This window comes from Clostridium sp. AM28-20LB, assembly GCF_003480665.1.
In the GTDB taxonomy this organism is placed as follows: Bacteria; Bacillota; Clostridia; order Lachnospirales; family Lachnospiraceae; genus Otoolea; species Otoolea fessa.
In genome coordinates, this window is sequence record NZ_QUJN01000001.1 from 1 (window position 1) to 26,637 (window position 26,637).

Sequence of the window (26,637 nt, forward strand, 5' to 3'; positions counted from 1 at the left end):
CATGTGCTTGGCAGAATCCGCCGTTTTCAGAGAGAACATTCCTCCAGACAGGTCCAAAGCCGATGGGATTATGCAAAAAGGCTGAATATGGAGCTGTCCCGCAAAATAGCTGCGGAGATCACGAAATATGCCGCAGAGTATCAGGCAGATGTAATTGTTTTTGAGTATCTGGAAATGCAGGGAAAAATATCCGGAAAAAAGAAACAAAAGCTTCATTTATGGAGAAAGCGGGATATTCAGAAACTGTGTGAACATCAGGCACATCGGAACAGAATTCGTGTGTCCAGGGTCAGTGCCCGGAACACCAGCAGGCTGGCCTGTGACGGAAGCGGAGCGGTAGTAAGAAATCAGGAGAACCATAGCCTATGTACCTTCCGGACGGGAAAACAGTACAACTGCGACCTGTCAGCATCCTATAATATTGGAGCGAGATATTTTATACGGGAACTTTTAAAACCCTTGCCGGAAACGGGAAGGTCTTCACTGGAGGCAAAAGTACCTGCAGTGAAGCGTAGAACCTCATGTGTTTATGCAGATTTAAGAAAGCTTTATGTAGAAGTAAACAATTTAAAAGCGGCATAAACGCAGGCAGATATACAGCGGACTACCTGTAATGTGGAAACCAGCCGTATCCGGCATGGGAAAAGTGCGTATCCGCACAAATTCTAAGTTACTGGCGTATCCGCCGATATTTAGTCTTGCCGTTTAAAACGGCTGAGAAGCACGTGACTTTAGCCATGTGAGGTTCACTTTGTATGAACATCAGTCAACCTGGAATCCGAATATGCCGCTGCGTTTTCTGATTTATGTGACGAAAGAATACCAGATGCTCATTCGGAATCAAACGCTGTATGCGTCAACGCTGGTAGAATTGCCGACCCCACACTTTGTTGTATTTTACAATGGAGAAGAGGAGCGGGAAGCGGAAAGTGTTCTGAAACTGTCACATTCATTCTGCCAGAAGGCGGATGAACCAGAGCTGGAATTGATAGTGAAGGTATTGAATATTAATCTGGATAAAAAACAGAGGATTTTGGAAACTTGCTGCCTGTTGAAAGAGTATATGCTTCTGGTTGACAAGATTCGTAAATATGCGGCAGAGTATAAGGACATAAACCGGGCGGCAGAGCAGGCTGTGACGGAATGTATTGAGGAAAATATACTGGCTGATTTCCTGAGAAAGAATCGAACGGAGGCGATAGAGGTGTGTATTTTCGAATATGATGAGAAACGGGAAAAGGAATTGATTCGGAAGGCAGAGTATGCGGAAGGTAAGAAGGAAGGATTAAAGGAAGGTCAGAAGCAGGGTGAAGAACGAGTGTTTGGAATTTATAGATTATATCGAGATAAATATACAGAAAACCAGATTGCAGAACAGATGAAAATAGATGTGGATGAAGTTAGGAATATTTTGGAAAAGTTTAAGGAATAGGTGCGGCGGTTGGTTATACATATGCTAATATTATCATTGAACCGCAAAATCCGGATAATGGCATTATCTTTGAATTTAAGCATTCCAAGGAAGTGTCAGGATTAGATAAGACCTGTGAAAGAGCGCTCAAGCAAATCAGAGATCGAAGGTATTCTGAGTATCTGAAAAATGATGGTCGCCATAATATAATGCTTTATGGCATCGCTTTTTACAAAAAGAGATGTAAAGTAGTGGTTGAGAAACTGAAAGAAGCATAATGTTGATCAGCCCGCTTACTATAATCGTATACGATTTGTAGGTGGGCTTCTTTTTTGATGCTATGTCAATAGTTGGGAGAGAGTATGAAATTTCTAAAGATAAGTGCAAAATTATGTTTGATGCTGCTTGCAAGTCTGTTTGCAGGCATATTTTTACTATGGTGCGTATTTTTGCTGCCGGATCGTTTGACCCAGACGCATGCAGCCCGATCGGCGGAAACATTTTCTTATGAAGGGATAGGTGCGGCGGTTGGTTATACATATGCGGATCAGCTGGATAACTGGACGGATGCGCTTATGATTGGAAATGCCTGTTATCAGAAAGAAGATGCCAGTGCGCTGAACCGCGCGGCTGCAGCCTACCGACCAGATTATCAGAATGGAGATCCGATTACTTCGTTAGATGCATACGTGAAGGCGGAGGAGGACGTTGGCAGTATTGCGTACCCGCGTTATTGGCATGGCTATCTGGTGGCGCTTAGGCCGCTTTTGATGGTAACCGATTATTTGGGTATACGGTCAATTAATACAGTCTTTTTTGCGGTTACAATATTATTACTGGTGTTGGTTATAATAAAAAGAAAACAATATCAGTTGTTCCTGCCGTTGGGGATTACGATTTTATTTTTGCGTCCATTAGCGATTATTCATTCGCTGCAGCTTTCGACGGTATTTTACCCGACGATGCTGTCGGTTATTGTGTGTATTTATTTTCAGAAATGGATGTGCAGGGAGGGACATTTTCTTTATCTGTTTTTGATGAATGGGATTGTGATTGCATACGCGGATTTGCTTACATATCCGGTCGCTTCATTAGGGGTATTACTGACTGTTTTTATGATGATTCAGGAAAAAACGGCGCCTGCAGAGAAGATTCGGCAGATTGTGGCTGGTTCAGTCGTTTGGGGATTTGGCTATTTTGGCATGTGGGCAGGAAAATGGCTGATTTCTTCGATTATTTTACGTCAGAATGTTTTGGCAGATGCCGTTTCGCAGGCACAGGTCCGCGTTTCCAGCAGCTATGGAGAAAATCATTTTTCCAGAGTGATGGTATTTATGCGGAATATAGGTGCCGGATTTATAGGTGTTCTGGTATTAGCGGCGGTTGTCTTTCTTCTGTTGACGATTTTTATGCTGTGGAGAAATAGACAAAGCCTGCATGTTCGGAGTGGCTGGCGGGAGCTCTTCCTATGTATGTTGCCATATCTTATGATTTGCCTGATTCCGTTTGCCTGGTATAGTGTGTTTGTGAATCATTCTTATATCCATATCGTGTTTACATACCGGGCACTGGCAGCAGCGGTGTGCGCGTGGAGTGGAATGTGCATGGTAAAAATGGAGTTTGTGTTTTATAGATAGTAGTGTGCTAAAATTTTAGGAGCGGGTAAAACGCGAAAAAGAGCTTTAAACGAAATAAGGATGGAAGAAATCACCCCCAAAGTAAATTCTTCCATCCTTTTTCTTACTCTTTTACAATTCGAAACTCCCTCCATTTTCCGCTCCGGTAGCGCATCACAACTACGAAGCAGGCGATCAGCCATGCGGGCGGCATGCTCACATAGTAGCAGCGGAAGCCAACCGGGGTGAGCGCCAGCAGGAAGGAGAGCGCGAGGCGGATGCCCAGGTTGATGAAGCCGGAAGCTGCCGGGATCTTGACATCGCCTGCACCCTGCAGAAAACCGCAGGTGATGTTGGTGATCGTGCTGGTCCAGATGAAGAACATCAGGATGTCGAGATGTTCCTTTGCGCGCCGCAGGGACTCTCCGGTGATGTTGAAGATCTGGAGAAGCGGCCGGTCAAAAAGCAGAACTACGATACTGATGGAGATACTGATCAGGACGCCCATCAGGATGGTGGTGCGGTAGCCGCGGCGGGCACGGTCCAGTTTTTCAGCGCCGATATTCTGTCCGGCGAAGCTGGAAATGGCGACGTTAAAGCTCTGGGACGGGATGTGCGCGAGCTGTTCGACCTTCAGCATGGCAGCGTAGCCCTCGATGCTGGGAGCGCCGAAGGAGTTGATGAGACGCTGCAGGATGAGGAAACCGATCGAATTGACGCCCGTCTGCAGCATGATCGGAATACTCAGGCGCATCAGCAGCGCCCCCTGTCCCTTCCAGGCGCAGAGATAACGCCGTTTCGGCAGCAGATCCGGGAAAATATGCCGCAGATACAGGAAACTGGCGATGGCGGAACCTGCCTGTGCGATCACGGTCGCGGCAGCCGCGCCAGAGACGCCCATATGAAAGATGGAGATAAACACACAGTCCAGCACAATGTTCAGGGCGGCGGAGATCATCAGGAAAATGAGCGCGCCGCGCGAATCCCCGTGTGCCCGCAGGATGCCGTAGGTGACATTGTAGAGCAGCTGGAAAATAATTCCGCCGCTGTAGATCAGAAAGTATGCCATACTGTCGAAACGCATTTCTTCCGGTGCCTGCAAAAAGCCGAAAATAACTGGACGGGCTGCCAGAAAGCAGGCGGCAGTTAAAAATATACTTGCGATCACGGCAATCAGATAGGAGACGGAGATGGATTCCTGTATATCCGTCTCTTTTTTGGCACCGAAATACTGGGCGACTGCGATGTTGACGCCGGCACCGATGGAGGTGCAGATGGCGGTCAGAAGCCAGGTCATGGAGCTGGTCAGTCCGACGGCTCCAAGGGCGGTCGCGCTGATGAGGTTTCCGACGATCACGCTGTCAGCGAGGTTGTACAAAACCTGCAGCAGGTTTGCCCCCATGATGGGCAGGGAAAAGAGCAGGATGGAGGACCATTCCCGCCCTTCGGTCATATCTTTTTTCATATGTATAAAACTCCTTTGATACAGCTAAAATCATGAGTTTAGTGTAGCATAGGGGATGGAAAAAGTAAAGAGAACGGAAAGTGCTGTAAGATAATCTGGTGGCAGCAGAAATTTGTCGTGGGTTCAATGGGGCGCAATGGTAAGATGTAGGCTGTGATTGTAGAATGTAGGCAGGCTGGAATATTTATTTCGTAAGAAAATTGGAAGATTTAGAATACAGGAAGCGCTTGTCAAGTGGAAAGAGGAGGATCTATAATAGAATAGGTTTAACAAATATTAAGAAAAAGAGATGAGGAAATCTTGAATCACAACATGGAAATGACGGAGAAACCGACGGGAAGCGGGGCAGCACGGTGGGGCTTTTATCTGATGGGGCTTCTGATTCTGGCGATGGGGCTTACACTCAATACCAAAGCAGGACTCGGAGTGTCGCCGATTATTTCACTTTCGTATGCAGCGTCCGTGATCTGGAACCGGAATTTTGGTGATATGACCTTTGTCCTGTATGGTATCTTTGTCTTGATTCAGGCGGCGATTCATCTGCGGGAGAAAGGAGAAGCAGGACGCAGCTTGCTTATGAAAGATGCTCTGCAGTTTCCATTGAGTATTGCATTTACAAGATTTCTGAATGTATTTTCAGCGTGCATACCGCCGCTGGAAGAATGTGGACCGGCGGCTTCTGGACTTTTAGGACGCCTGGGAGTGCTGATGCTTGCCCTGATTTTTACAGGCATCGGCGCGGCGATGTCCCTGTCAATGCGGCTGGTGCCAAATCCGGGCGATGGTCTGGTGCAGGTGTTTGCAGACACCTTTGGAATCGACACAGGTCTGATGAAGAACTGTGTCGATGCAACCTGTATCGTTTTGTCACTGCTCATGGGGCTTTTGTTTGCGGGAAAACCGGTGGGAATCGGCATTGGAACGGTCTGTGCTGTCATGCTGGTGGGGCGCGTGATTGCGCTGTTTCATCATATTTTTGGAAAGGCGATGCTGCAGGCGGCTGGACTGGAAAGTGGCAGGAACTGACAGAGTGTGTGGAAAAAGGTGTGCGAAAGATAAAAGCAGCCGATTTTTGAGTGAAATTCAGATACATAAAATAATAGGAGATAAATAAGATGAAATTGAGAATGAAGCGGAAAGCAATGGTAGTATTGGCAGCAGGCATGTTGATGAGTGCGGCAGCTCCGGCGGCTGCGATGGCGGCGGAGAAAGCGACAGGACCGGCGCTTACGGCAAGCTACAACGGGGATGTAAATACACTGGAGGCGGCGAAGGATGCAACGCAGCTGATTGTGGTGATTGGCAACCGCCAGGATCCGGCGAAGAGCCGTCTGGACTGGTATAAACGCGATGCAGATGGAAAACTGGTGCAGGTGATGTCGAAAGAAGCGGTCAGCGGCATGAACGGTATCACGATGCAGAAGCAGGAGGGCGATAAGAAGACGCCGGCGGGTGTGTACCGCTTTACGATGGCATTTGGCCTGAAGGCAAATCCGGGAACGATTCTGCCGTATCACCAGATTGTGGACGGCGATTATTATGTGGATGACGGAAACAGCCAGTATTATAACAAGCTGGCAAATACGAAGCAGGTACAGAAGGACTGGAATTCGGCGGAGGATCTGATGGCGCAGGCGCCGCAGTATAATTATGGCCTGGTACTGGATTATAATCCGGAGTGTATACCGGGAAAGGGATCGGCGATCTTTCTGCATTGCCCGAAGAGCTGGAATAATACGGGAACTTCCGGATGCATCAGTATTCCGGAGGAAGATATGAAACAGGTTGTGTGCCAGGTGGATACCGGGACGAAGATTGTGGTGGTGCAGGATGAGAGCGATTTAGCAAATTACTAATTAGATAGGCTGTGAGAGTCAGATCTCATTTGGGGATTTTTATCTGGAAGCAGATAGGAACCCCCAGATGAGTTTTTTTGTTTCATAGGACATAATTTCCTAATGAAACCCAAAAACGCCGGACAATATCCGGCGCTCAGGTGTCTCAAAATATCTGTCCCTACGTTGGCATTATCCAAATCAGGTTTTGGGTCGGAACTTTTGGTTCCCTTTCAGCCTGCATCACAAGCTCCCCATTATCGAAATGAATTGTAGCATGATTTGGAAAAATAGCAGTGGCAACTCTGGTTTTATGATTTATTTGCCCCGCCCATCTGCTGGCTCAGCATCCGCAGCATTTCCGCCTGCCGTTTCTGCGCTGGGGGCATTTGGTCTGTCAGGATCGAAAAAAGAGTGTCCATTTCTGAGGTTGAGAATTGCGGGGAACCGTTGCTGCCCCGGAGACTCATGAGAAGCGGCAGAAGCTTGTCTTGCGGCGTGTTTCTTGCCTGATCGGCTAACTGTTCCATCTGTTTTATTTTGTCTGGATCCATGGAGCGGAGTCTCGGATCCTGTTTCCAGTTTTGAAATTCCATAGTGTGTGCCTCCTGTCTGTTTGAAGTGGATGTGCCAGATGCACGGTCTGTGGGTTTTTTCTGTCTGCGGGAATATTCGGCTTGCGGGTAAAGAACAGATGCCGGAACTGCATCAGAATTGGGTGAATCATTCTGGATATCTTGCGAAGTCGGAAAGGATGCTGTCTGCGGCATATTTTGCCAGTAGGATTCATAGAGGCGGGAACCTTCGATAAAATTTAAGACCAGATCGATCGAACTTTGCTCTTCCTCTGTGCCATACGGCTTGATCGCTTTCAGCATATCAACCGGCGAATCCTTGTCGCGTTCGCCCACCGAGCAGATTCCGATCTCACCGTCGGCCGGATCAGCAAATAGCTGCATCGTCTTTTCTAGTTCGCGGAATTTCACAAACAGGGAGAAAAAACGCTGTTCCGGGATGTGAATATAGGGAAGCGCCGCCTTGACAAGCTGCATATGTGGGAGTGAGGTCAAGCGGTCTAACTCGGTCATTTTGAGAGAAACATCTTGGTTCACGAAAAAAACCTCCCAAATCTTTGTCTCAATATATGCAGATGAGAGGAAAAAAAGACGTTTTGGTTCACGGGTAGGCACTTTTGGAACCGAAAAAGAACGGGAATGTTTAAAGAAAAAAAGCTCCGGGACAGGAAAAACCACATATAGTATATTATAAAAAATAAGAAAGAAAAGGATTCAGAGCTATGAACACCCGGCTGATCATTGATGGAAATGCCGTTTATGAAATAGATGAAGACTGTCTCGCCTGCCGCGGACGGCGGACTGGATGCAGACGCTGTGTGGAACCGGGTTCCCGCACCCGGGGACGAAGCACGCCTTTACAGAAATTGGAACCTGCCAGTGAAAAATCACAAACTCACAAATAAAGAAAGATGTGGTATAATGTAAAGAAAGAAATTCCCCTCATTCCAGCCTGCCCAGCCACTTCCTCATGAGGTGTCAGGGAAAGCTGGAATGGGGATACCGTAGCAGAGCTCCAGAGTCCTAAGACAAACTGGCTCACAACAACATTGCATCAGGAACTGAAAGGACGAATCCATATGAACCCATATAAAATCATGCTGGTAGATGACGAGGAGGAAGTACGGACAAGCATCATACGCAAAATCGACTGGCAGGATGCCGGATTCGAGGTGATCGGGGATGCGGAGAACGGGAAGGAAGCGCTGGAAAAGATCGAGCAGAATGAGCCGGATGTTGTGCTGACAGACATCCGGATGCCATATATGGACGGGCTGGAGATGGCGGAGAATATACGGCAGAGATATCCGTCCATCAAGATCGTGATTTTTTCTGGTTTTGATGAATTTGAGTACGCCAAAAAGGCGATCAAGCTCAATGTGATCGAATATATTTTAAAGCCGGTCAATGTCGAAGAGCTGACGGCGATTTTAAAGAAAATCAAGAAAAATCTCGATGAGGAGATCGAGCAGAAGCGGAATGTTACCCTGCTTCGGGAAAGTTATATCAAGAGTCTTCCGGCGATCCGGGAACATTTTTTGAATGACCTGATTCACGGCGGCATGGAGGAAGCGCAGATTGAGGAAAAACTGAACGAATATGCGATCGACGTTGCGGGTGCGGTCAAATGGGTGATTGCGGCGATCCATCTGGAACCGGATGAGAAGGTGGACAAGGCAGTTTCGCTGCATCAGCAGCGGGAGCTGATTCCGATTTCCGTCCGCAATCTGATTGAGGAAAAACTGGAAGGGCAGTACCGTTTTATTGTGTTCCACTCTTCCTTTGAGACGATCCTTCTGGTGGCGATCGACAAAGACAATACGCAGACCGGACTGATTGCCCTGCTGGGCGATATCTGCAAGGAGACGAAGAAAATTCTGGAGGTATCGGTTACGATCGGCGTGGGTGAGAGCTGCAGTTCGCTGACGGATTTAAGCCGCCCGTGCCACACGGCACTCAATGCGCTCGGTTACCGTGCGATCACAGGTTCCGGCGGTGTGATCTGCATCGGCGATATGGAGCCGTCCGGGCATGAAAAACTCCGGTTCGACAGCCGGATGGAGTCGGAGCTTATAGCGGCAGTCAAGTTTGGACCGAAGGAAAAGATCCGTTCCGTGATAGACGGGATTGTGAGCCGGATGGAGGATGCGCGGGTGCATTACCGCCAGTATCAGGCGTATGTGCTTGCGATCATCAATGTGCTGACACAGCTCTCCCAGCAGTATGATCTGCGGATCAGCGAGATGTTTGGCGTGGAAAATGATTATTTCGAGATTCTGGGGCGCGTCCAGAAGATGGAGAATGTCCGCCCGTACCTGACCGAGGTGGCGCTCAAGATGAATGCCGGAATGGAAGAAGAGCGGAGCAATACGACAAAAAACGTGATCCGCGAGGCGAAGCAGTACATTCAGGACAATTTTCAAGATCCGGATCTGTCGGTGGAGAAGATCTGCCGCCATCTGCATATGAGCCCGGCGTATTTTTCAACGATGTTTAAGAAGGAGACGGGACAGGCGTACATCGCCTATCTGACCGATGTCCGGCTGGGGCGCGCGGTCGAGCTTCTGATGGCAACTGACGACAAGACGTATATCATCGCGGAAAAGGTCGGCTACCCGGAGCAGAACTATTTCAGTTACGTATTTAAGAAAAAATTCGGTGTTTCCCCGACGCGGTACCGCACGGCACACCGGAGCGGGGAGGCATAATGGGTAAAAAAAGGACGATCTGGAAGAAAAAGCTCTTTGACGATGCCAGCATCCGGTCGATGATCTTTATCTATTTTACGATCACGGCGCTGGCGGCGAGTGTACTGATCTCCCTGTCGCTGTACCAGAGAATGTCACGGCAGGTCACGGAAGTAGTACAGGAGGAGAGCCAGAACCTGATCGCGCAGGTGGGGCGCTCTGTGGAGTCGTATCTCCGCACGATCATGAAGCTGTCCGACTCGCTTTATTATGGCACGATCAAGAATGCCGATCTGTCGAGCCAGTCGCTTGGAAGTGAATTTACGCTTCTCTACGATAATAATAAGGATAATGTGGAGAATATTGCCCTGTTTTCGGAGGATGGGGCGCTTCTGGAGGCAGTCCCGGCGGTGCGTCTGAAAAATGAGGTGGATGTGACGCAGGAAGAATGGTTCCGGAGCGCCTTAAACCGGACGGAAAACCAGCATTTTTCCCTGCCGCACGTACAGTATGTGTTTGACAATGCGGAAAATCAATACCGATGGGTCATTTCGCTATCGCGGGCGGTCGAACTGACACACGGAACCTCGACCTCGCAGGGCGTCCTTCTGGTCGATATTCGCTATTCGAGCCTGGAACAGCTCTTTGGCGGCATCACGACGGGGCGCGGCGGTTATTTCTATATGATCAGCGGAAATGGCGAGATTCTTTACCACCCGCAGATGCAGCTTCTGGATTCCGGCTGGGTGCAGGAGAACAATGGACAGGCAGCCGGCTATTCGGACGGAAATCATGAGGAGATATTTGCCGGAAAAAAGCGGATGGCGACGGTCAAGACGATCGGCTACACAGGCTGGAAGGTGGTCGGGGTGACGCCGGAAAATGCCGTGTCGCTCAACACGATCAAAACCCGGCTTTTTATCGTATTTGTCATTGCCCTCATTTTGTGCATTCTGGCTCTGATTAACTCTTATATTTCATCGAGGATCACGAATCCGATCCGCGAGCTGGAAAAATCGGTCGGCGTCCTGGAGGCGGGCAATTTAAGCGCATCGGTGTACATCGGCGGTTCGTATGAGATCCGCCATCTGGGAAAATCGATCAGTGATATGGCGGGTCAGATCCGCCTCCTGATGCAGGATATTGTGCGTGAGCATGAGGCGAAACGCAAGCAGGAGTTTGATACGCTGCAGTCGCAGATCAATCCGCATTTCCTCTATAATACGCTCGATATCATTGTCTGGATGATTGAAAATGAGCAGAAAACGGAGGCGGTCAAGGTGGTGACGGCGCTGGCGCGGTTCTTCCGTATCAGTTTAAGCCGCGGCAAGAGCTTAATTACTGTGAAGGATGAGCTGGAACACGTCCGGAATTACCTGATGATCCAACAGATGCGGTTTAAAAATAAGTTTACTTATACGATCGAGTCAGATGATGAGGTTTTGGAACTTGCAAGTTTAAAACTGATGCTGCAGCCGCTGGTGGAGAATGCGATCTACCATGGCATGGAATATATGGACGGCGACGGCGAGATCTTCGTGCGCGCCTGGCAGGAGGAAAAAGAGCTGTATCTGGAGGTGCGGGACAATGGGCTTGGCATGACGGAGGAACAGGTCGAGAGCCTCTTTACCGATACGGCGCACGTGGCATCCAAGCGCGGATCCGGCATCGGGGTACGCAATGTCAACGAGCGGATCAAGCTGTATTTCGGCGCGGAATATGGTCTTTCGATCGAGTCGGAGCCGGATGAGGGAACCACGGTGAAGATTCATCTTCCGGCAGTGCCTTACGAGAAAGTGCTGGAAGAGAAGAAAGTGTAAAAGTGGGGGCGACAGATCAATGCGATATGGAGTGAGAAAAAAAAAGGAGCTGGTGCTCTGGGGAATCCTGTGTGTGGGACTTATTTTGCTGTATCTCCTTTCCTCCACGGATTGGATCATCAAGGAAAAAGAGGTGGAGGTCTACCCGGTGTCCCTGATTATCAGCGATACTTCGGATGATGATTACGTCAACTTCCGCAAGGGCGTGGATCAGGCGGCGGTTGAGTATAATGTAGATGTCAGCTTTATTACCCTGTATGAAAAGGATAATCTGGCACAGCAGATGGAGCTGGTGCGCCGGGAAGCGGCAGACGGTGCCGGGGCAGTGATACTGGAGCCGGTTGATGAGCTGGAATGCCGCCAATATCTGGAAGAAAATACATATGGAACGCCGATTATCCTGCTGGGTGAATTATCACCGGATGAGGAGGTCAAGGGGGCGGTTCATATGGACTGGACGGCAGCCGGGAGAAAGCTGGGCGAGGCGATTACGGCGGAACAGAGCCCCGATCTTCCTGTTTGGATCTTTGCAGATAACCCATATATCGGCAAGGCGGGGGAGATGAAGCAGGGGCTGACGGAGGTGCTGGAAAAACAGGGCTTTTCCTATACCATTGTGCCGCGCGGCACCGATGATACTTACCGTTCCGTCATTGAAAAAACAGTTTATCCGGGCAGCGGCACGGCGGTGGTGGCGGCACTGGATTTCGCCAGCACAGCGGAGGCGGCGGAGATTGTCGGCGGAAGCAGCGTGTACGGAAAATACATTTCCGGGCTATACGGCGTCGGGATGATGCCGTCCCTGCTGGATCAGCTTGACAAGGGGACAATCCGGGGGCTGGTGGTGACAAACCAGTTTGACGCGGGCTATTTTGCGGTCAAAAAAGCAGTGCAGGCGATTGAAAAAGAGCAGGAGAGAAGCCAGCTTTCATTGGAATCCTACTATATAGAGAAGGATGAGCTGCGCTCGAAGAAATATGAGAAGATGCTGTACCCGATTGATTAAAAATCCGGGAGGGAGTATAGAAAGATGAAAAAAAACGGAAAAAGCATTCAGATGGCGCTGGCACTTCTGGCAGTGGGCACACTTCTTTTAAATGGATGCAGCGCGGCAAAACCGGCAGAAAAAAAGAGCATCCGTATCGGTGTAACGCTGTACCGGGGCGAGGATGCCTTTATCAACAATATCCGTTCCAGCCTGGAGGAAAAGGCGAAGGAATATGAGCAGCAGACGGGCATTAAGGTCAATCTGGAAATCATGGATCCGAAGGGAAACCAAAATACGCAGAACAGCCAGGTAGATCGTTTCCTTTCCCTGGAATACGATGCGATCTGCGTCAATATGGTGGATCGCTCAGCAGCATCGTATGTCATCAACAAGGCGATGGATGCCGGGACGCCGGTCGTATTTTTCAACCGCGAACCGGTCGAGGAGGACATGAAACGGTGGGAGCACCTCTATTATGTAGGGGAGGACGCGCGGGAATCGGCGGTTCTGCAGGGAGAGCTTCTGGTGGATGCGTATCAGGAAAATCCGGGCAGTCTTGATTTAAATGGGGATGGAACCGTGGGATATGTGATGTTGGAGGGCGAGCGCAGCCATCAGGATTCGCTGATCCGGACAGAGTGGTCGGTGCAGACGATGCGCGACGGAGATATTCCGCTGGAAAAACTGACCGGTGGTTCGGCAAACTGGGATCGGAGCCAGGCGGCGGCGCTGATGGAACAGTGGATCCGCCAGTTCGGGGATGCGATCGAGGTGGTGATCGGCAACAACGATGAGATGGCGCTCGGAGCTGCCGAGGCGCTTGAACGCGCCGGTGACACAAGGGGCGTCAAGGTGGTCGGCATCGACGGAACCCCGCAGGGAATCGAGGGGCTTAAGAGCGGAAAACTGTATGGAACAGTCCAGTGTGACAGCGACGAGTATGCAGAAGTGATTTTTGAGATAGCTGCCGCTGAGGCACTTGGTCAAAATGTACAGGAAAAGGTCGAATTAGAGGAAGGAACCTATTATCAATGCAGTCAGAAAGCGTTGACTGTTGCTGATTTACCATAAAATCCCACAGTTTCACACCGGAAAAACAAGAATATGTGAATAAAATCACAAAGGATCTAAAAAAATTTTATATAAGAACCAAGAAAATTATATGGAAAAGTGTACAAACGATCCGTATAATAAAGGTGTCGATAAGAAAAAATGACGAATCGGCGAAACTGTATAATGTGTGTATGCGGAAAATTTAACTGTTCGGTGGATCCGGACAGCGCAAACGGATACGCAAGTTTAAGGGAGGACAAACATTATGAAACTGAAAAAAGTAGCAGCACTTGGTTTGGCAACTGCAATGGCATTTTCCGTAACTGCTTGCTCCAGCAAACCGGCAGAGACAACTGCAGCGGCAGAAGAGACAACAGCAGCAGCTGACGCAGCAGAGACTGTTAAAGAAGCAATCGAAGGAAAAGATCCGGCAGAAGTTAAAGTTGGTATTTCTATTTACCAGTTCGCTGATAACTTCATGACACTGTATAGAAACGAACTTCAGAAATATTTAGTAGATGAGCTTGGCTTAAAGGCAGAGAACATCTCCATCATGGATGGTAAGAATGACCAGTCCGAGCAGATGAACCAGATCCGTAACTTCGTTACTCAGGGATTTGATGTTATGATCATCAACCTGGTTCAGGCTTCTTCTGAGCCGGATGTAACCAACATCTGCAACGAAGCAGGTATCCCGGTTGTTTACATCAACCGTGAGCCGGATGCTGAGAGAGAGCAGGCTTGGGTTGACGACGGCATCAAAGCTACTTATGTAGGTGCTGATGCTAGACAGTCCGGTACATATCAGGGTGAAGAGATCGCTGAGCTTGAGAACAAGGGTGATGCAGACGGCGACGGCGTTGTTCGTTACATCATGGTTCAGGGTGATCCGGAGAACGTAGATGCTCAGTACAGAACTGAGAAATCCGTTGAGGCTTTAAAGGCAGCTGGCGTAGAGGTTGAAGAGCTGACCAAGCAGCGTGGTGATTGGGATCAGACAAAGGGTCAGGAGATCACTGCTAACGCTCTGTCCCAGTACGGCGACAAGATCGATGTTGTATTCTGCAACAACGATGCTATGGCTCTTGGTGCTCTGCAGGCTATCGAGGCAGCTGGAAGAACTGTAAACAAAGATATCTACCTGGTAGGTGTTGATGCTCTGGTTGAGGTTGTTGAGAACGTTATGAACGACAAGATGACCGGTACCGTATTCAACGATTACTTCGGACAGGCTCATACAGCAGCTGACAAAGCTCTTGATTTCGTAAACGGCAAAGATGTTGACAACGTATACATGGTAGACTATGTAAAGGTTACAACTGAGAACGCTGGCGATATTCTGGAAATGATTAAATAATTGTAGCTGTTCAGAGAAGGACGGTTATGAACATATCACTCCCCTGCGGGGGAGTGAATAAAGTGTCGGGTGTGCAGATGGCACACCCGATTTTATGAAAGGAGAGAATGGGATGGCAGAGTACAGATTGGAGATGCGCGGGGTATCGAAAAGCTTCCCTGGCGTAAAAGCTCTGGACAAGATAAACCTCAAAGTACGTCCCGGCACCGTCCATGCACTGATGGGAGAAAACGGCGCTGGTAAATCCACCTTGATGAAATGTCTCTTTGGTATTTATCATATGGATGAAGGTGAGGTATATCTGGATGGAGAAAAAGTGGAGATCCACAATCCGGATGAAGCCCTTCACAGAGGACTGGCCATGGTACATCAGGAGCTGCAGCCGATACCTGAGAGAACGGTAGCAGAGAATATGTACACCGGTCGTTATCCAACCAAGAAATTTGGTCCGATTCAGGTCATCGACCATAAAAAGATGTTTGAAGAGACAGCAAAATGGCTGGACGATGTTAAGATGCCGTATAACCCGAAGGCAAAACTGGGAACCATGTCCATCGCCCAGATGCAGTCTGTCGAGATTGCCAAGGCTGTATCCTTAAATGCCAGAGTTGTAATTCTGGACGAGCCGACTTCCTCCTTGACGGATAATGAGGTAGAGGCGCTTTTCCGCATTGTCCGTGACCTGAAATCACGAGGCGTATCCCTCATCTATATTTCCCATAAGATGGCGGAGATTCGTGAGATTTGTGATGATATTACCATCATGCGAGACGGCACCTATGTTGGTTCCTGGCATATGGACGAGATTTCGGATGATGAGATCGTCAAACAGATGGTTGGTCGTGAGCTGACCAATATCTATCCTCCGAAGAATGATACAAAAGCCGGAGAGGTACTGCTGGATGTCAGAGGATATTCCAGTATCCATGATCGTTCCTTCCAGGATTGCTCCTTCACCCTTAGAAGAGGCGAGATTCTTGGATTCGGCGGTCTGGTAGGTGCTCAGAGAACGGAACTGATGGAAGGTATCTTCGGTATGCGTCATATTAAATCCGGAGAAGTTTATATTAAGGGTAAGAAAATGAACATTAAGCGTCCGCAGGATGCAATCCGGGGCGGTATCGGTATGATTACCGAGGACCGACGCGGAACTGGTATTCTGGGATGTCTGTCCATTGCAGATAATGTATCAATTTCCTCCCTGGATCAGTATTTACACTATGGTATCAAACTGAATAAGAAGAAGATTGAGCAGCTTGTCAAGGATAACGTGGCAAAGCTTTCAATCAAGACGCCGAGCAGTAAGACACTGATTCAGTCACTTTCAGGCGGTAACCAGCAGAAGGTTCTGATTTCCCGCTGGCTGGCCAACAACCCGGATATCCTCATCATGGATGAGCCGACCCGTGGTATCGACGTTGGTGCCAAGTATGAGATCTACCAGATCATGATTGACCTGGCAAAGCAGGGCAAAGGTATCATCATGATTTCATCTGAGATGCCGGAGCTGATTGGTATGTCGAACCGTATCCTTGTCATGTGTAATGGTCACATTACCGGTGAGGTACAGGGTGAGGAAGCAACTCAGGAGCGTATCATGAGCTACGCGACTAAGTTCTAAAGGAGGAAGAGAGAATGGATAAGAAACAACTGAATGTAAAAGATATATTGATCAATAACGGTATCGTTATTCTGATCCTGTTGATGGTTCTCTTTGTTGGTGTGACAAAACAGAACTTCTTCAGCCGTAGCAACTTTAGCAACATTTCCATCAACGTAGCATGCCGTTTCATCATCGCAGTCGGCGTATCCGGCTGTCTGATTACGAAAGGTACCGACCTTTCTGCAGGACGTCTGGTTGGACTTTCTGCCTGCCTGGCAGGTACTCTGCTCCAGAAGAGTGATTACAGCGGACATTTTGAACTTACCAAAGGATTTGGCGAGCAGAACGTATGGCTGATTCTCCTTATCTGTATTGCTATCTGCTGTGTATTTGGTCTTATCAATGGTATCGTAGTTGCTTACCTGAATGTACCGGCTTTCATCGGTACCCTGGGTATGCAGATGATCGTATACGGTATCAACCTGGTTTACACAAAATCCGTTCCGTTAGGCGGTTATCGTCAGGAGTATACCATCATTGCAAATGGTAACTTCTTCGGTATTCCGTACCTGTTCATCATTGCATTTGTCATCGGCGCGATCATGTGGTTCGTATTTAACTACACCCGCCATGGTAAATATATGTATGCAATCGGCGGCAACGAGGCAGCAGCAGAGGTTGCTGGTGTAAATGTTAAGAAAACCAAGATCATCATCTATGTAACAGCTACTGCACTGTATGCTATCGCAGGTTTCCTTCTGGGAGCTAAGTCCGGTGGTGCCGGTGTAAATACCGGTAACGGTTACGAGCTGGAGGCTATTGCAGCTTGTACCATCGGTGGTGTATCTGTAAACGGTGGTATCGGACGTATCTCCGGTGTTATCATCGGTGTACTCGTATTCGAGTTCTTAAAGACCTGTCTGCAGTTCCTTGGCATCGACCCGAACTACCAGTATATCGCACAGGGTATCGTTATCGTTGTTGCGATTGCACTGGATATCCGTAAGTACATTGCGAAGAAGTAATAAGATTAACTGTGTTCTGACGAGAATGTATGTATCATATGAAAAGTCGTCGGGAACCGTACATAAATATTGAAAACAAATCCGAAACTCCCTCTCCATGGATGCATGGCGGGGGAGTTTTTTATATAATGGGAGAATCCGTTGGAATCTCCTATTATATAAACAGCCCTGCCGGGCAGGATTTTTTCTTGTATAAATCTGAAAAGTTGTAATCGGCAGGGGGGATGGTGGAGAAGATGGCGTGCCAGCGCTTGCTTTGACAGTGACGGAAAAATATTTTTGGATTGCCTGAACTTATTTTTATGGATATAATAAGAGAAGAGGCTGTTTCAGAGTGAGCAGCAGAGAAAACAAGCCATATTCTGAAAGGAACAAGGATGAGCGAAAACGAAATGCTGGAAAAGAATGAGACGATAAAAGAAACAGTGAGCGAAAAACTGGAGACGGCGAAAGAAGCGGCAGAGGAGACGGCAGATAAAACTCTGGAGGAACTGGAAGCGGAAAATGAAAAGCTCCGCCGGGAGCTGGAACTCATGAAAGAAAAGACCATCAAAGAGCGCATCTATGACCATGTGCATGTCTCTGTGCGGACGATGGATATTTTTATCGGCGTGATGGTGGTACTGTTTGTGGTGGTTGTGGTGATGGGGATGCTGAATAAGTAGAAAGCAGCCGTGGTTAAAACTGTTTTGAGGATAAATGAGAGGAGGAAGAAAGATGATGTACCCATTTATGACCTTAAATGATGATACGGAAATTACCCATTCTGAAATGCGGGCAGATGGCAGGGTTAAAGTTTATATAGAAACACCCGATGAAAAAGATGGATTTCACAATGCGATATGCTATTTGCCAGATTACAAGTGGGAGAATATAAATGGTTATTCAGATATGGAAATGAGTTATTTCAAGAAACTGATTCGGGAAAATGCACACTTGATTATGGAGTTTTCACAAGAGGGAGGAATTCTGAGTGCCGCAAATTTTTAGGATTGGACCATATATTGTATATTTTTGGTCGAATGAAAATGAGCCGCTGGAACCGGTGCATGTCCATATTGCAGAGGGAAGAGCAACTTCAAATGCGACAAAAGTGTGGATAACCAGTACGGGCAAGGCATTGCTCAGCCACAATTCTTCCAAAATATCAGCCCAAATTTTGAACAGTATGATTCGGGTGATAGAGGCCAACAGTGAAGAAATTATAGAAAAATGGCTTTCTCATTTTGGAGAAATACGGTACTTTTGTTAAGACTTTTTAAGAAATATAAAAAGGACAACTAATTTTATGGAAATCGAACGCAAATATTTAATTAGTCACATTCCATTTGATATAGCCGGATACCCCTTCCACCAGATCGAGCAGGCATATCTAAGCACTGCCCCGGTTGTGCGTGTCCGTCAGGAGGATGACACCTATTATCTGACCTACAAATCCAAAGGACTGATGGCGCGGGAGGAATACAATCTGCCGCTGACGAAGGAATCCTATGAGCATCTCCGCTCGAAGGCTGACGGCAGGATTCTGACGAAAAAGCGTTATCTGATTCCGATGGAAGGAACGGAGTACACGATTGAGCTGGACATTTTTTTAGGTGAATATGAGGGATTGAAGCTGGCGGAGGTTGAATTTCCAAGTGAGGAAGCCGCACTTGCCTTTGTGCCGCCGGAATGGTTCGGGCGCGAGGTGACGTTTACGGGCGAGTACCAGAACAGTCGTCTGGCGCTAGCGGAAAACCTGGTATTAAAAACGAAAGAATAAAAACGAAAGAACAATACAAAGGTATACTATTAATGATAAAACAAGTAATGAATTGGATCAAAACGCACCGCTACTGTCTGGCAGGACTCTATATGCTGGTGTTTCTGTCAGGATTTTTTCTGCTGGAGCTGCATGAACCATCGGATGTTCATATTATACACTGTGCGGTCGATGACCTGATACCGTTTAATGAATGGTTTGTACTGCCGTATTTTCTGTGGTACGCGTGGGTGCCGGTGTTTATGATTTATTTTATGATCAAGGATCGGGAGGCATATCTGAGACTTTGCTTTGTGATGTTTGCAGGAGCAACCTTTTGCTTATTTGTCTACCTGCTGGCACCAAACGGTTTAAATCTGCGGCAGGAGATCACATCACAGAATTTCTGCGCGCAGATTGTGCGGTTTCTGCGGAGGGTGGATCCGCCGAACAATGTCTGCCCGTCGATCCATGTATCGAGCACTGTGGCGGTACATCTGACGATCTGCCACGCGGCAAGTGTGCGGAACAAGAAACCGATCCGTACACTTTCGTGGATTGTCACGATTCTGATTTGTCTTTCAACCATGTTCATCAAACAGCATTCGCTGGTCGATGTGCTTTGTGGCTGGATTTTGAGCCTGATTCTTGACGAGGCGGTGAATGTGTGGGTACTAGTAAAGGCATTTTCAAAAGGAAAAATGATTGCTTTGTGGAAAACAAATAAATAATTTAATATAAAAAGTGTTATAAAAACAAAGAAAAGGAGGAAATAATCATGGCTGTAGTATACGCATTTTTAGCAGATGGACTGGAAGAAGTGGAATGTCTGGCAACGGCGGACGTGCTGATCCGCGCGGGTGTGAAGGTAAAACTGGTTTCGATTACGGGTAAAAAAGAGGTGAAGGGCGCACATGGATTTGGCATTCATGCAGACACCCTGCTGCATGAGATTGATCCGATGAAAGCGGATCTTCTGTTCCTTCCGGGCGGTATGCCGGGAACGAAAAATCTGATGGCGTGCAAACCGCTCTGCGATGCACTGGTGCAGGCAGATGCTGCTGGAAAGCGCCTGGCAGCGATCTGTGCGGCTCCGAGCATTCTGGGGCAGCTGGGGCTTTTGAAGGACAAGAAGGCAACCTGCTATCCGGGCTTTGAGGATGCCCTGACCGGTGCGAAGCTGACGGGTGCGGGCGTTGTGACGGACGGCAATATCACAACGGCGCGTGGACTTGGATATGCGCTGGATCTGGGAATTGAGCTGGCATCGCTCTTAGTCGATCGCCCGGTAGCATTACAGGTCAAAGATTCCATTCAGTATGACCAGGTGTAGTTTCAACTAAAAAACACACAGAAAATACATCAAAAATGGCATAAAACCCACCTAAAACCACTCATAAACCCGCAAAAAGTGAACGCAAAATTATATTTTCCGCTAGTATTTAGCACGCAGATATGCTATAATGCTATCTTGAAGTGTAACGCCCGGTAGAATGGCGGTTCACATATAGAAGCAAGGAGGACCCCTTAAAATGAGTTTACAGGTAGAAAAATTAGAGAAGAACATGGCAAAGCTGACCATCGAAGTTCCGGCTGAAGAGTTTGATGCAGCAATCAAAAATGCGTACAACAAGAACAAAAACAAATTCAGCATCCCGGGATTCCGTAAAGGTAAAGCACCGTTAGCTATGCTGGAGAAGATGTATGGCGCTGGCATTTTCTATGAGGATGCAGCAAACGAAGTGATCGACGCATCTTATCCGAAGGCAGCAGAGGAGAGCAAGGAAGAGATTGTTTCCACTCCGGAGATCAAAGTAACTCAGATCGAAAAAGGTAAGGCATTCATCTACGAGGCAACCGTAGCTCTGAAACCGGAAGTAACTCTGGGCGAGTACAAAGGCGTAGAAGTTAAGAAGGCAGAAGCTGTTGTGACAGACGAGGATGTAGAGAACGAGCTGACTGCAGCACGTAAGAAAAACGGCAGACTGATCGACGTAGAAGACGGCGCAATCGAGGACGGCGACAACACTATCATCGACTTCACCGGCTACATTGATGACAAGACATTTGACGGCGGCGCTGGTACAGATTATCCGCTGGTAATCGGTTCCCATTCCTTCATCGAGGGCTTTGAGGATCAGTTAATCGGCAAGAAAAAAGGCGAGACCTGTGACGTAAACGTTACTTTCCCGGCTGAGTACCATGCAGATGAGCTGGCTGGCAAACCGGCTAAGTTCGTTGTAACCATCAAAGAAGTTAAGAGAAACGAGCTTCCGGAGCTGAACGATGAGTTCGCAAGCGAAGTATCTGATTTCGATACTCTGGATGAGTACAAAGCAGACATCCGCAAGAAACTGCAGGAGAAGAAAGAGCAGGACGCTAAAGTAGAGAACGAGAACAACGTAATCGAAAAAGTAGTTGAGAACGCTCAGATGGAACTGCCGCAGCCGATGGTTGACACTCAGGCAAGAGAGATGGTAGAGAACTACGCTCGCCGTCTGCAGAGCCAGGGCTTAAACATCAACGATTACATGAAATATACCGGCATGACACCGGAGAAGCTGATGGAGCAGATGCGTCCGGAAGCAGAGAAGAGAATCAAGACCAGACTGGTTCTTGAGAAAGTAGTTGAAGTTGAGAACGTAGAAGTTTCCGATGAGAAGCTTGACGAGCAGATCAACGAGATCGCAGCATCCTATAAACTGGAAGGCGCTAAGCTGAAAGAAATGATGGGTGAGCGCGAGAAAGAGCAGATCCGTGAGGACCTGAAAGTTCAGGCAGCGATCGATTTACTGGTAGAGCAGGCAAAGCTTGCTTAATCAAACCGATAAAAGCGAATACTGAAATACGGCAGAATTCTATGGTGTCCTAAGGCATCATAGAATTTTGTATTACTGTTCACAGGCAGGCACTTTTGGAACCGAAAGTGCCGTGCGATAACATAGTGGCAGCAGATTTTGCTGATTTGTAATGCGAAGCATCAGCAAAATCCTGTTACAGTTTGCACGCGTGTGAACTGTAACAATTTTTGCCATAAACATTCATTCTCAATTATAGGAGGAAGAATCATGAGTTTAGTACCTTATGTCCTTGAATCCACCAGCCGCGGCGAGCGGACGTATGACATTTACTCCCGTTTGCTTAAAGATCGTATCATTTTCCTGGGAGAGGAAGTAAATGATGTGACAGCCAGCCTGGTTGTAGCACAGCTTCTGTTCCTGGAGGCAGAGGATCCGAATAAGGATATCAGCTTATATATCAACAGCCCGGGCGGTTCTGTTACCGCAGGTATGGCGATCTATGACACGATGAATTATATCAAATGTGATGTATCTACCATCTGTCTGGGTATGGCAGCCAGCATGGGCGCATTCCTGCTTTCCGGCGGTACCAAAGGAAAGAGATATGCACTTCCGAACGCAGAAGTGATGATTCACCAGCCATCCGGCGGCGCGAGAGGACAGGCAACCGAGATCCAGATTGTAGCGGAGAATATTCTTCGTACCAAGAAGAAATTAAATGAGATTCTGGCAGCCAATACAGGCCAGCCGTATGACGTGATCGTGCGTGATACAGAGCGTGATAATTACATGACAGCAGAGCAGGCGAAAGAGTATGGTCTGATTGATTGTGTCATTACCAACCACTAATTAGATTTCTGGATGGAATAATAGAAAGGAACAAGGTGGAAGTATGCCAGGCAGAACAGACGACAAAATACGCTGCTCATTTTGCGGCAAGACACAGGATCAGGTTAGAAAACTGATCGCTGGCACAGATAATGTATATATCTGCGATGACTGTATCGAACTCTGCTCGGAGATTCTGGAAGAGGAATTTGCCGATCAGGAAAAAGGACCGGATTTCAGCGGAATCAACCTGCTGAAGCCGAAGGAAATCAAAGAATTTCTCGATGAGTATGTCATCGGACAGGACGACGCCAAGAAGGTGCTCTCCGTAGCGGTTTATAACCATTACAAGAGAGTTATGTCCAAGTCCACGCAGGATGTAGAGCTTCAGAAGAGCAACATCCTGATGCTCGGACCGACCGGTTCCGGTAAGACATACCTGGCGCAGACGCTGGCGAAGATCTTAAATGTACCGTTTGCCATCGCGGATGCGACCACTCTGACCGAGGCTGGATATGTCGGCGAGGATGTAGAGAACATTCTCTTGAAGATCATCCAGGCGGCTGATTACGACGTCAGCAAGGCAGAGTACGGCATCATTTATATTGATGAGATTGATAAAATTACGAAGAAGTCTGAAAATGTATCTATCACCCGCGATGTATCGGGCGAGGGTGTACAGCAGGCGCTTTTAAAGATTCTGGAAGGAACCATTGCCAGTGTTCCGCCGCAGGGCGGCAGAAAGCATCCGCAGCAGGAACTGATTCAGATCGATACGACCAACATCCTGTTCATCTGCGGCGGTGCATTTGACGGTCTGGAGAAGATCATCGACAGCCGTTTAGGTGCCGGTTCCATCGGATTTAACTCCGATATTGTGGATCGCAAGCATCAGGATATCGATGAGCTTCTGAAACAGGTAATGCCGCAGGATCTGACGAAGTTTGGTCTGATTCCGGAGTTTATCGGTCGTGTGCCAATCACGGTATCGCTCCAGACGCTCAATGAGGAGGCGCTGGTCCGCATTTTAAGAGAGCCGAAGAATGCCCTGATCAAGCAGTATCAGGCGCTTCTCGATCTGGACGGCGTGAAGCTGGAGTTCACGGATGATGCGCTGATGGCGATCGCCCACATGGCAGTCGAGAGAAAGACGGGAGCCAGAGGACTTCGTTCTATCATGGAGTCCCTGATGATGGATACCATGTATGAGATTCCGTCCGATTCCACGATCGGCATCTGCACGATTACCAAAGACGTAGTCGAGGGAAAGAGTGCGCCGGAGCTGGTATATCGCGACAATACGGTGCCCCGCAAGTCTTTTACAGGACGTTCTAAGAAAGACAGAACCGGCGAGATTGCGTAAATGTAAAGGAAAATAAATGCAGCAGCTTGAGAATGGCGGCTGTTAATGGGGTCTGTGAGATGGCGAACTGCCATAGGCAGACCCCTGTTTTTCTTTTCACAGGAAATAACGATACATTTGATTAAGAAAGATAAAGGTGTTATGGAAGATAAGAAACTGACAATGCCGATGATCGCGCTGCGCGGACTGACCGTGCTGCCGCAGATGACGGTAAATTTCGATATCATCCGGGATAAATCCATCGCGGCGGTGGAGCAGGCGATGGTGGGCGATCAGCGAGTATTTCTGGCGACGCAGAAGCAGCCGGATGAGGTGATCCCGGATATTGACGGGATTTTTCAGGTAGGAACGATTGGCTACGTGAAACAGCTTGTCAAGATGCCGGGCGGCATGGTGCGCGTCACGGTGGAAGGGCAGGAGAGAGCCGAGCTTCTGGAGATGGAGAAGGGCGAGGCATGCTGCACTGCGATCGTGGAGATTCTGGATCCGGTCGAGGACGATCTGGACACGATTCAGAAAGAGGCGATGCTCCGGATTCTGAAAGAAAAGCTGGAAGAATACGGAAAATTAAATGTGGCAGCGGGACGTGAAGTATTAAGTCCGTTGATCGCACAGCCAGATCTGACCGAATTAATGAACCAGATATCAGCCCAGTTCCCGTGGAACTATGAAGCGCGCCAGTCGGTACTGGAATGCCGGACGCTGACGGAGATGTATGAGACAGAGCTGCAGCTTCTGCTGACGGAATTAGAGGTTTACCGCGTGAAACGCGAGTTTCAGACGAAGGTAAAGGCGGCGCTGGATAAAAATCAGCGTGATTATATTCTGCGGGAGCAGCTGCGTGTGATCCGGGAGGAGCTGGGAGAGGAAAATCCGGTTTCTGATGCGGATGAGATGAAGGAACAGTTGAAGAAGATCAAAGCCAGCGTGGAAGTAAAGGAGCGGATCCGCAAGGAGATCAACCGTTTCCAGAATATGCCGGCTGGCAGCCAGGATGCGAATGTGATCCGGACATATCTGGAAACGGTGCTGGAACTGCCGTGGAACAAAATGACGAAGGATAACGCGAGCCTGAAGCATGCGGAAGAGATTCTGGAAGCCGACCATTATGGTCTGGAAAAGGTCAAAGAGCGCGTGCTGGAATACCTGGCAGTCCGCATCCTGACGAAGAAGGGCACCAGCCCGATCCTTTGCCTGGTGGGACCGCCTGGAACCGGTAAAACTTCGATCGCCCGCTCGATTGCGAAGGCGATGGGACGCAAATATGTCCGCATCAGCCTGGGCGGCGTGCGCGACGAGGCGGAGATCCGCGGTCACAGAAAGACCTACGTCGGCGCGATGCCGGGACGCATCGTGGAAGGGCTCAAGCAGGCAGGGGTTGCCAATCCGCTGATGCTGCTGGATGAGATCGACAAAGTCAGCAGCGATTATAAGGGAGATACATCCTCGGCGCTCTTAGAGGTGCTGGACAGCGAGCAGAATGTGAAATTCCGCGACCATTATGTGGAGATCCCGATTGACCTGTCGGAGGTATTATTTATCGCGACGGCGAATACAACGCAGACGATCCCTGGACCGCTGCTGGACCGTATGGAGCTGATTGAAGTCAATAGTTACACGGAAAATGAAAAATATCACATTGCAAAAGACTATCTGATTCCGAAACAGCTGGAGAAGAATGGCCTTTCGAAGGAACAGTTAAATATCACGGGTTCGGCGCTGGAGAAAATGATTCACAGCTACACCAGGGAAGCTGGAGTCAGGAATCTGGAGCGCCGGGTTGGCGATATCTGCCGAAAGGCAGCCAGAGAGGTGCTGGAGAAGAAGAAACCGTCGATCCGCGTGACAGAGCGGAATCTGGATCATTATCTGGGACGCGAGAAAGTCTTCTTCGATGCAGCCGGAAATGAGGCACAGGTCGGTATCGTGCGCGGTCTGGCGTGGACGAGCGTCGGCGGCGATACACTGCAGATCGAGGTCAATGTCATGCCGGGCAAAGGCGTGCTGCAGATGACGGGTCAGATGGGCGATGTCATGAAGGAGTCGGCGCAGATTGCACTGACCTATGTGCGTTCGGTTGCATCTGATTACGGCGTGAAGGAGAACTATTTCGAGAAACACGATATTCACCTGCATATCCCGGAGGGCGCGGTGCCGAAGGATGGTCCATCGGCCGGAATCACGATGGCAACGGCGATGCTGTCGGCGGTGACAGGACGGAAGGTACTGCCGCGTGTGGCGATGACCGGCGAGGTAACGCTGCGCGGTCATGTGCTGATGATCGGCGGTCTGAAAGAAAAACTGCTCGCAGCCCGCATGGCGCAGGTGGAAAAGGTACTGGTACCGGCGAAAAATCAGCCGGATGTCGAGGAGCTTTCGAAGGAAATCACGAAAGGAATGGAGATCGTATACATCAAGGAGATGAACGAAGTCATCCGAGAGGCATTTGTACCGGAGAAATAGCGGTTT

Annotated in this window: 25 protein-coding genes and 1 riboswitch; of the genes, 23 read left to right on the forward strand and 2 right to left on the reverse strand. The window is 48.6% G+C overall.

The window, feature by feature from the left end; translation table 11 throughout:
- The 3 genes from DW739_RS00005 to DW739_RS00020 all read left to right on the forward strand — a co-directional run.
- On the forward strand, positions 1-582 hold a 582-nt coding region (locus DW739_RS00005; protein WP_243023700.1), incomplete at its 5' end, for an IS200/IS605 family accessory protein TnpB-related protein.
- Between the two features lie 169 nt (positions 583-751).
- A complete protein-coding gene (locus DW739_RS00010; protein WP_118522387.1) occupies positions 752-1,432 on the forward strand; it encodes a hypothetical protein in 681 nt (226 codons plus the stop codon).
- Between the two features lie 341 nt (positions 1,433-1,773).
- Entirely contained in the window at positions 1,774-3,048 is a 1,275-nt protein-coding gene (locus tag DW739_RS00020) for a hypothetical protein (RefSeq protein ID WP_118467379.1), read from the forward strand.
- 103 nt (positions 3,049-3,151) lie between these two features.
- Here the strand turns inward: DW739_RS00020 and DW739_RS00025 are convergent, their stop codons facing one another.
- Positions 3,152-4,492, reverse strand: a complete 1,341-nt coding sequence (locus tag DW739_RS00025; protein WP_118684547.1) for an MATE family efflux transporter — start codon at positions 4,490-4,492, stop codon at positions 3,152-3,154.
- A gap of 300 nt (positions 4,493-4,792) precedes the next feature.
- Here DW739_RS00025 and DW739_RS00030 point away from each other — a divergent pair, with 300 nt between their 5' ends.
- The gene (locus DW739_RS00030) at positions 4,793-5,518 is read left to right on the forward strand and encodes a DUF6198 family protein (protein WP_243023701.1); all 726 of its coding nucleotides are present in this window, start codon (positions 4,793-4,795) and stop codon (positions 5,516-5,518) included.
- Between the two features lie 89 nt (positions 5,519-5,607).
- A complete protein-coding gene (locus tag DW739_RS00035) occupies positions 5,608-6,348 on the forward strand; it encodes a L,D-transpeptidase family protein (RefSeq protein ID WP_118684549.1) in 741 nt (246 codons plus the stop codon).
- A gap of 140 nt (positions 6,349-6,488) precedes the next feature.
- A riboswitch (TPP riboswitch) is annotated at positions 6,489-6,594 on the reverse strand.
- A 44-nt stretch (positions 6,595-6,638) separates the two neighbouring features.
- On the opposite strand, the gene DW739_RS15010 is transcribed toward DW739_RS00035, so the two are convergent.
- Positions 6,639-7,439 (reverse strand): hypothetical protein, encoded by an 801-nt coding sequence (locus tag DW739_RS15010; protein ID WP_243023702.1) that lies wholly within the window; start codon positions 7,437-7,439, stop codon positions 6,639-6,641.
- A 185-nt stretch (positions 7,440-7,624) separates the two neighbouring features.
- On the opposite strand from DW739_RS15010, the gene DW739_RS00045 reads away from it, so the two are divergent.
- The 18 genes from DW739_RS00045 to lon all read left to right on the forward strand — a co-directional run bounded on the left by DW739_RS00045 (position 7,625) and on the right by lon (position 26,631).
- Entirely contained in the window at positions 7,625-7,807 is a 183-nt protein-coding gene (locus DW739_RS00045) for a hypothetical protein (protein WP_107001618.1), read from the forward strand.
- A gap of 174 nt (positions 7,808-7,981) precedes the next feature.
- On the forward strand, positions 7,982-9,610 hold the full coding sequence (locus tag DW739_RS00050) for a response regulator (RefSeq protein ID WP_107001617.1): 1,629 nt from the start codon (positions 7,982-7,984) through the stop codon (positions 9,608-9,610).
- Positions 9,610-11,409 carry a sensor histidine kinase gene (locus DW739_RS00055; protein WP_118742438.1) on the forward strand — a complete coding sequence of 600 codons (1,800 nt, stop codon included), beginning with the start codon at positions 9,610-9,612 and terminating at the stop codon, positions 11,407-11,409. Before DW739_RS00050 ends, DW739_RS00055 begins: the two co-directional genes overlap by 1 nt.
- Positions 11,410-11,440: 31 nt before the next feature.
- Complete coding sequence (locus DW739_RS00060) at positions 11,441-12,415, forward strand: substrate-binding domain-containing protein (protein ID WP_107001676.1); 975 nt, start codon at positions 11,441-11,443, stop codon at positions 12,413-12,415.
- Positions 12,416-12,439: 24 nt separating this feature from the next.
- Positions 12,440-13,468: a galactose ABC transporter substrate-binding protein gene (locus DW739_RS00065; RefSeq protein ID WP_118570223.1), complete on the forward strand. Its 1,029-nt coding sequence runs from the start codon at positions 12,440-12,442 to the stop codon at positions 13,466-13,468.
- A 247-nt stretch (positions 13,469-13,715) separates the two neighbouring features.
- Complete coding sequence (locus DW739_RS00070; RefSeq protein ID WP_181357250.1) at positions 13,716-14,807, forward strand: substrate-binding domain-containing protein; 1,092 nt, start codon at positions 13,716-13,718, stop codon at positions 14,805-14,807.
- A gap of 112 nt (positions 14,808-14,919) precedes the next feature.
- Entirely contained in the window at positions 14,920-16,428 is a 1,509-nt protein-coding gene (locus DW739_RS00075; protein WP_107001613.1) for a sugar ABC transporter ATP-binding protein, read from the forward strand.
- A 14-nt stretch (positions 16,429-16,442) separates the two neighbouring features.
- Entirely contained in the window at positions 16,443-17,435 is a 993-nt protein-coding gene (locus DW739_RS00080; RefSeq protein WP_107001612.1) for a beta-methylgalactoside transporter, read from the forward strand.
- 377 nt (positions 17,436-17,812) lie between these two features.
- Positions 17,813-18,100 carry a hypothetical protein gene (locus tag DW739_RS00085; RefSeq protein ID WP_227589388.1) on the forward strand — a complete coding sequence of 96 codons (288 nt, stop codon included), beginning with the start codon at positions 17,813-17,815 and terminating at the stop codon, positions 18,098-18,100.
- 52 nt (positions 18,101-18,152) lie between these two features.
- Positions 18,153-18,425: a hypothetical protein gene (locus DW739_RS00090; RefSeq protein ID WP_107001611.1), complete on the forward strand. Its 273-nt coding sequence runs from the start codon at positions 18,153-18,155 to the stop codon at positions 18,423-18,425.
- On the forward strand, positions 18,409-18,687 hold the full coding sequence (locus DW739_RS00095) for a DUF4160 domain-containing protein (RefSeq protein WP_107001610.1): 279 nt from the start codon (positions 18,409-18,411) through the stop codon (positions 18,685-18,687). The genes DW739_RS00090 and DW739_RS00095 overlap by 17 nt, the downstream gene beginning before the upstream one ends.
- A gap of 36 nt (positions 18,688-18,723) precedes the next feature.
- Positions 18,724-19,197 (forward strand): CYTH domain-containing protein, encoded by a 474-nt coding sequence (locus tag DW739_RS00100; RefSeq protein WP_117795066.1) that lies wholly within the window; start codon positions 18,724-18,726, stop codon positions 19,195-19,197.
- Positions 19,198-19,244: 47 nt separating this feature from the next.
- On the forward strand, positions 19,245-19,907 hold the full coding sequence (locus DW739_RS00105; RefSeq protein WP_182427913.1) for a phosphatase PAP2 family protein: 663 nt from the start codon (positions 19,245-19,247) through the stop codon (positions 19,905-19,907).
- A 47-nt stretch (positions 19,908-19,954) separates the two neighbouring features.
- Complete coding sequence (locus DW739_RS00110) at positions 19,955-20,509, forward strand: DJ-1 family glyoxalase III (RefSeq protein WP_022359228.1); 555 nt, start codon at positions 19,955-19,957, stop codon at positions 20,507-20,509.
- Between the two features lie 199 nt (positions 20,510-20,708).
- Positions 20,709-21,995 (forward strand): trigger factor, encoded by a 1,287-nt coding sequence (gene tig / locus DW739_RS00115; protein WP_022359227.1) that lies wholly within the window; start codon positions 20,709-20,711, stop codon positions 21,993-21,995.
- Between the two features lie 249 nt (positions 21,996-22,244).
- A complete protein-coding gene (clpP, locus tag DW739_RS00120) occupies positions 22,245-22,826 on the forward strand; it encodes an ATP-dependent Clp endopeptidase proteolytic subunit ClpP (RefSeq protein WP_022359226.1) in 582 nt (193 codons plus the stop codon).
- A gap of 43 nt (positions 22,827-22,869) precedes the next feature.
- Positions 22,870-24,168: an ATP-dependent Clp protease ATP-binding subunit ClpX gene (gene clpX, locus DW739_RS00125; RefSeq protein WP_117795072.1), complete on the forward strand. Its 1,299-nt coding sequence runs from the start codon at positions 22,870-22,872 to the stop codon at positions 24,166-24,168.
- A 141-nt stretch (positions 24,169-24,309) separates the two neighbouring features.
- Positions 24,310-26,631 carry an endopeptidase La gene (gene lon / locus DW739_RS00130; protein WP_118472498.1) on the forward strand — a complete coding sequence of 774 codons (2,322 nt, stop codon included), beginning with the start codon at positions 24,310-24,312 and terminating at the stop codon, positions 26,629-26,631.
- Positions 26,632-26,637 lie beyond the last annotated feature (6 nt).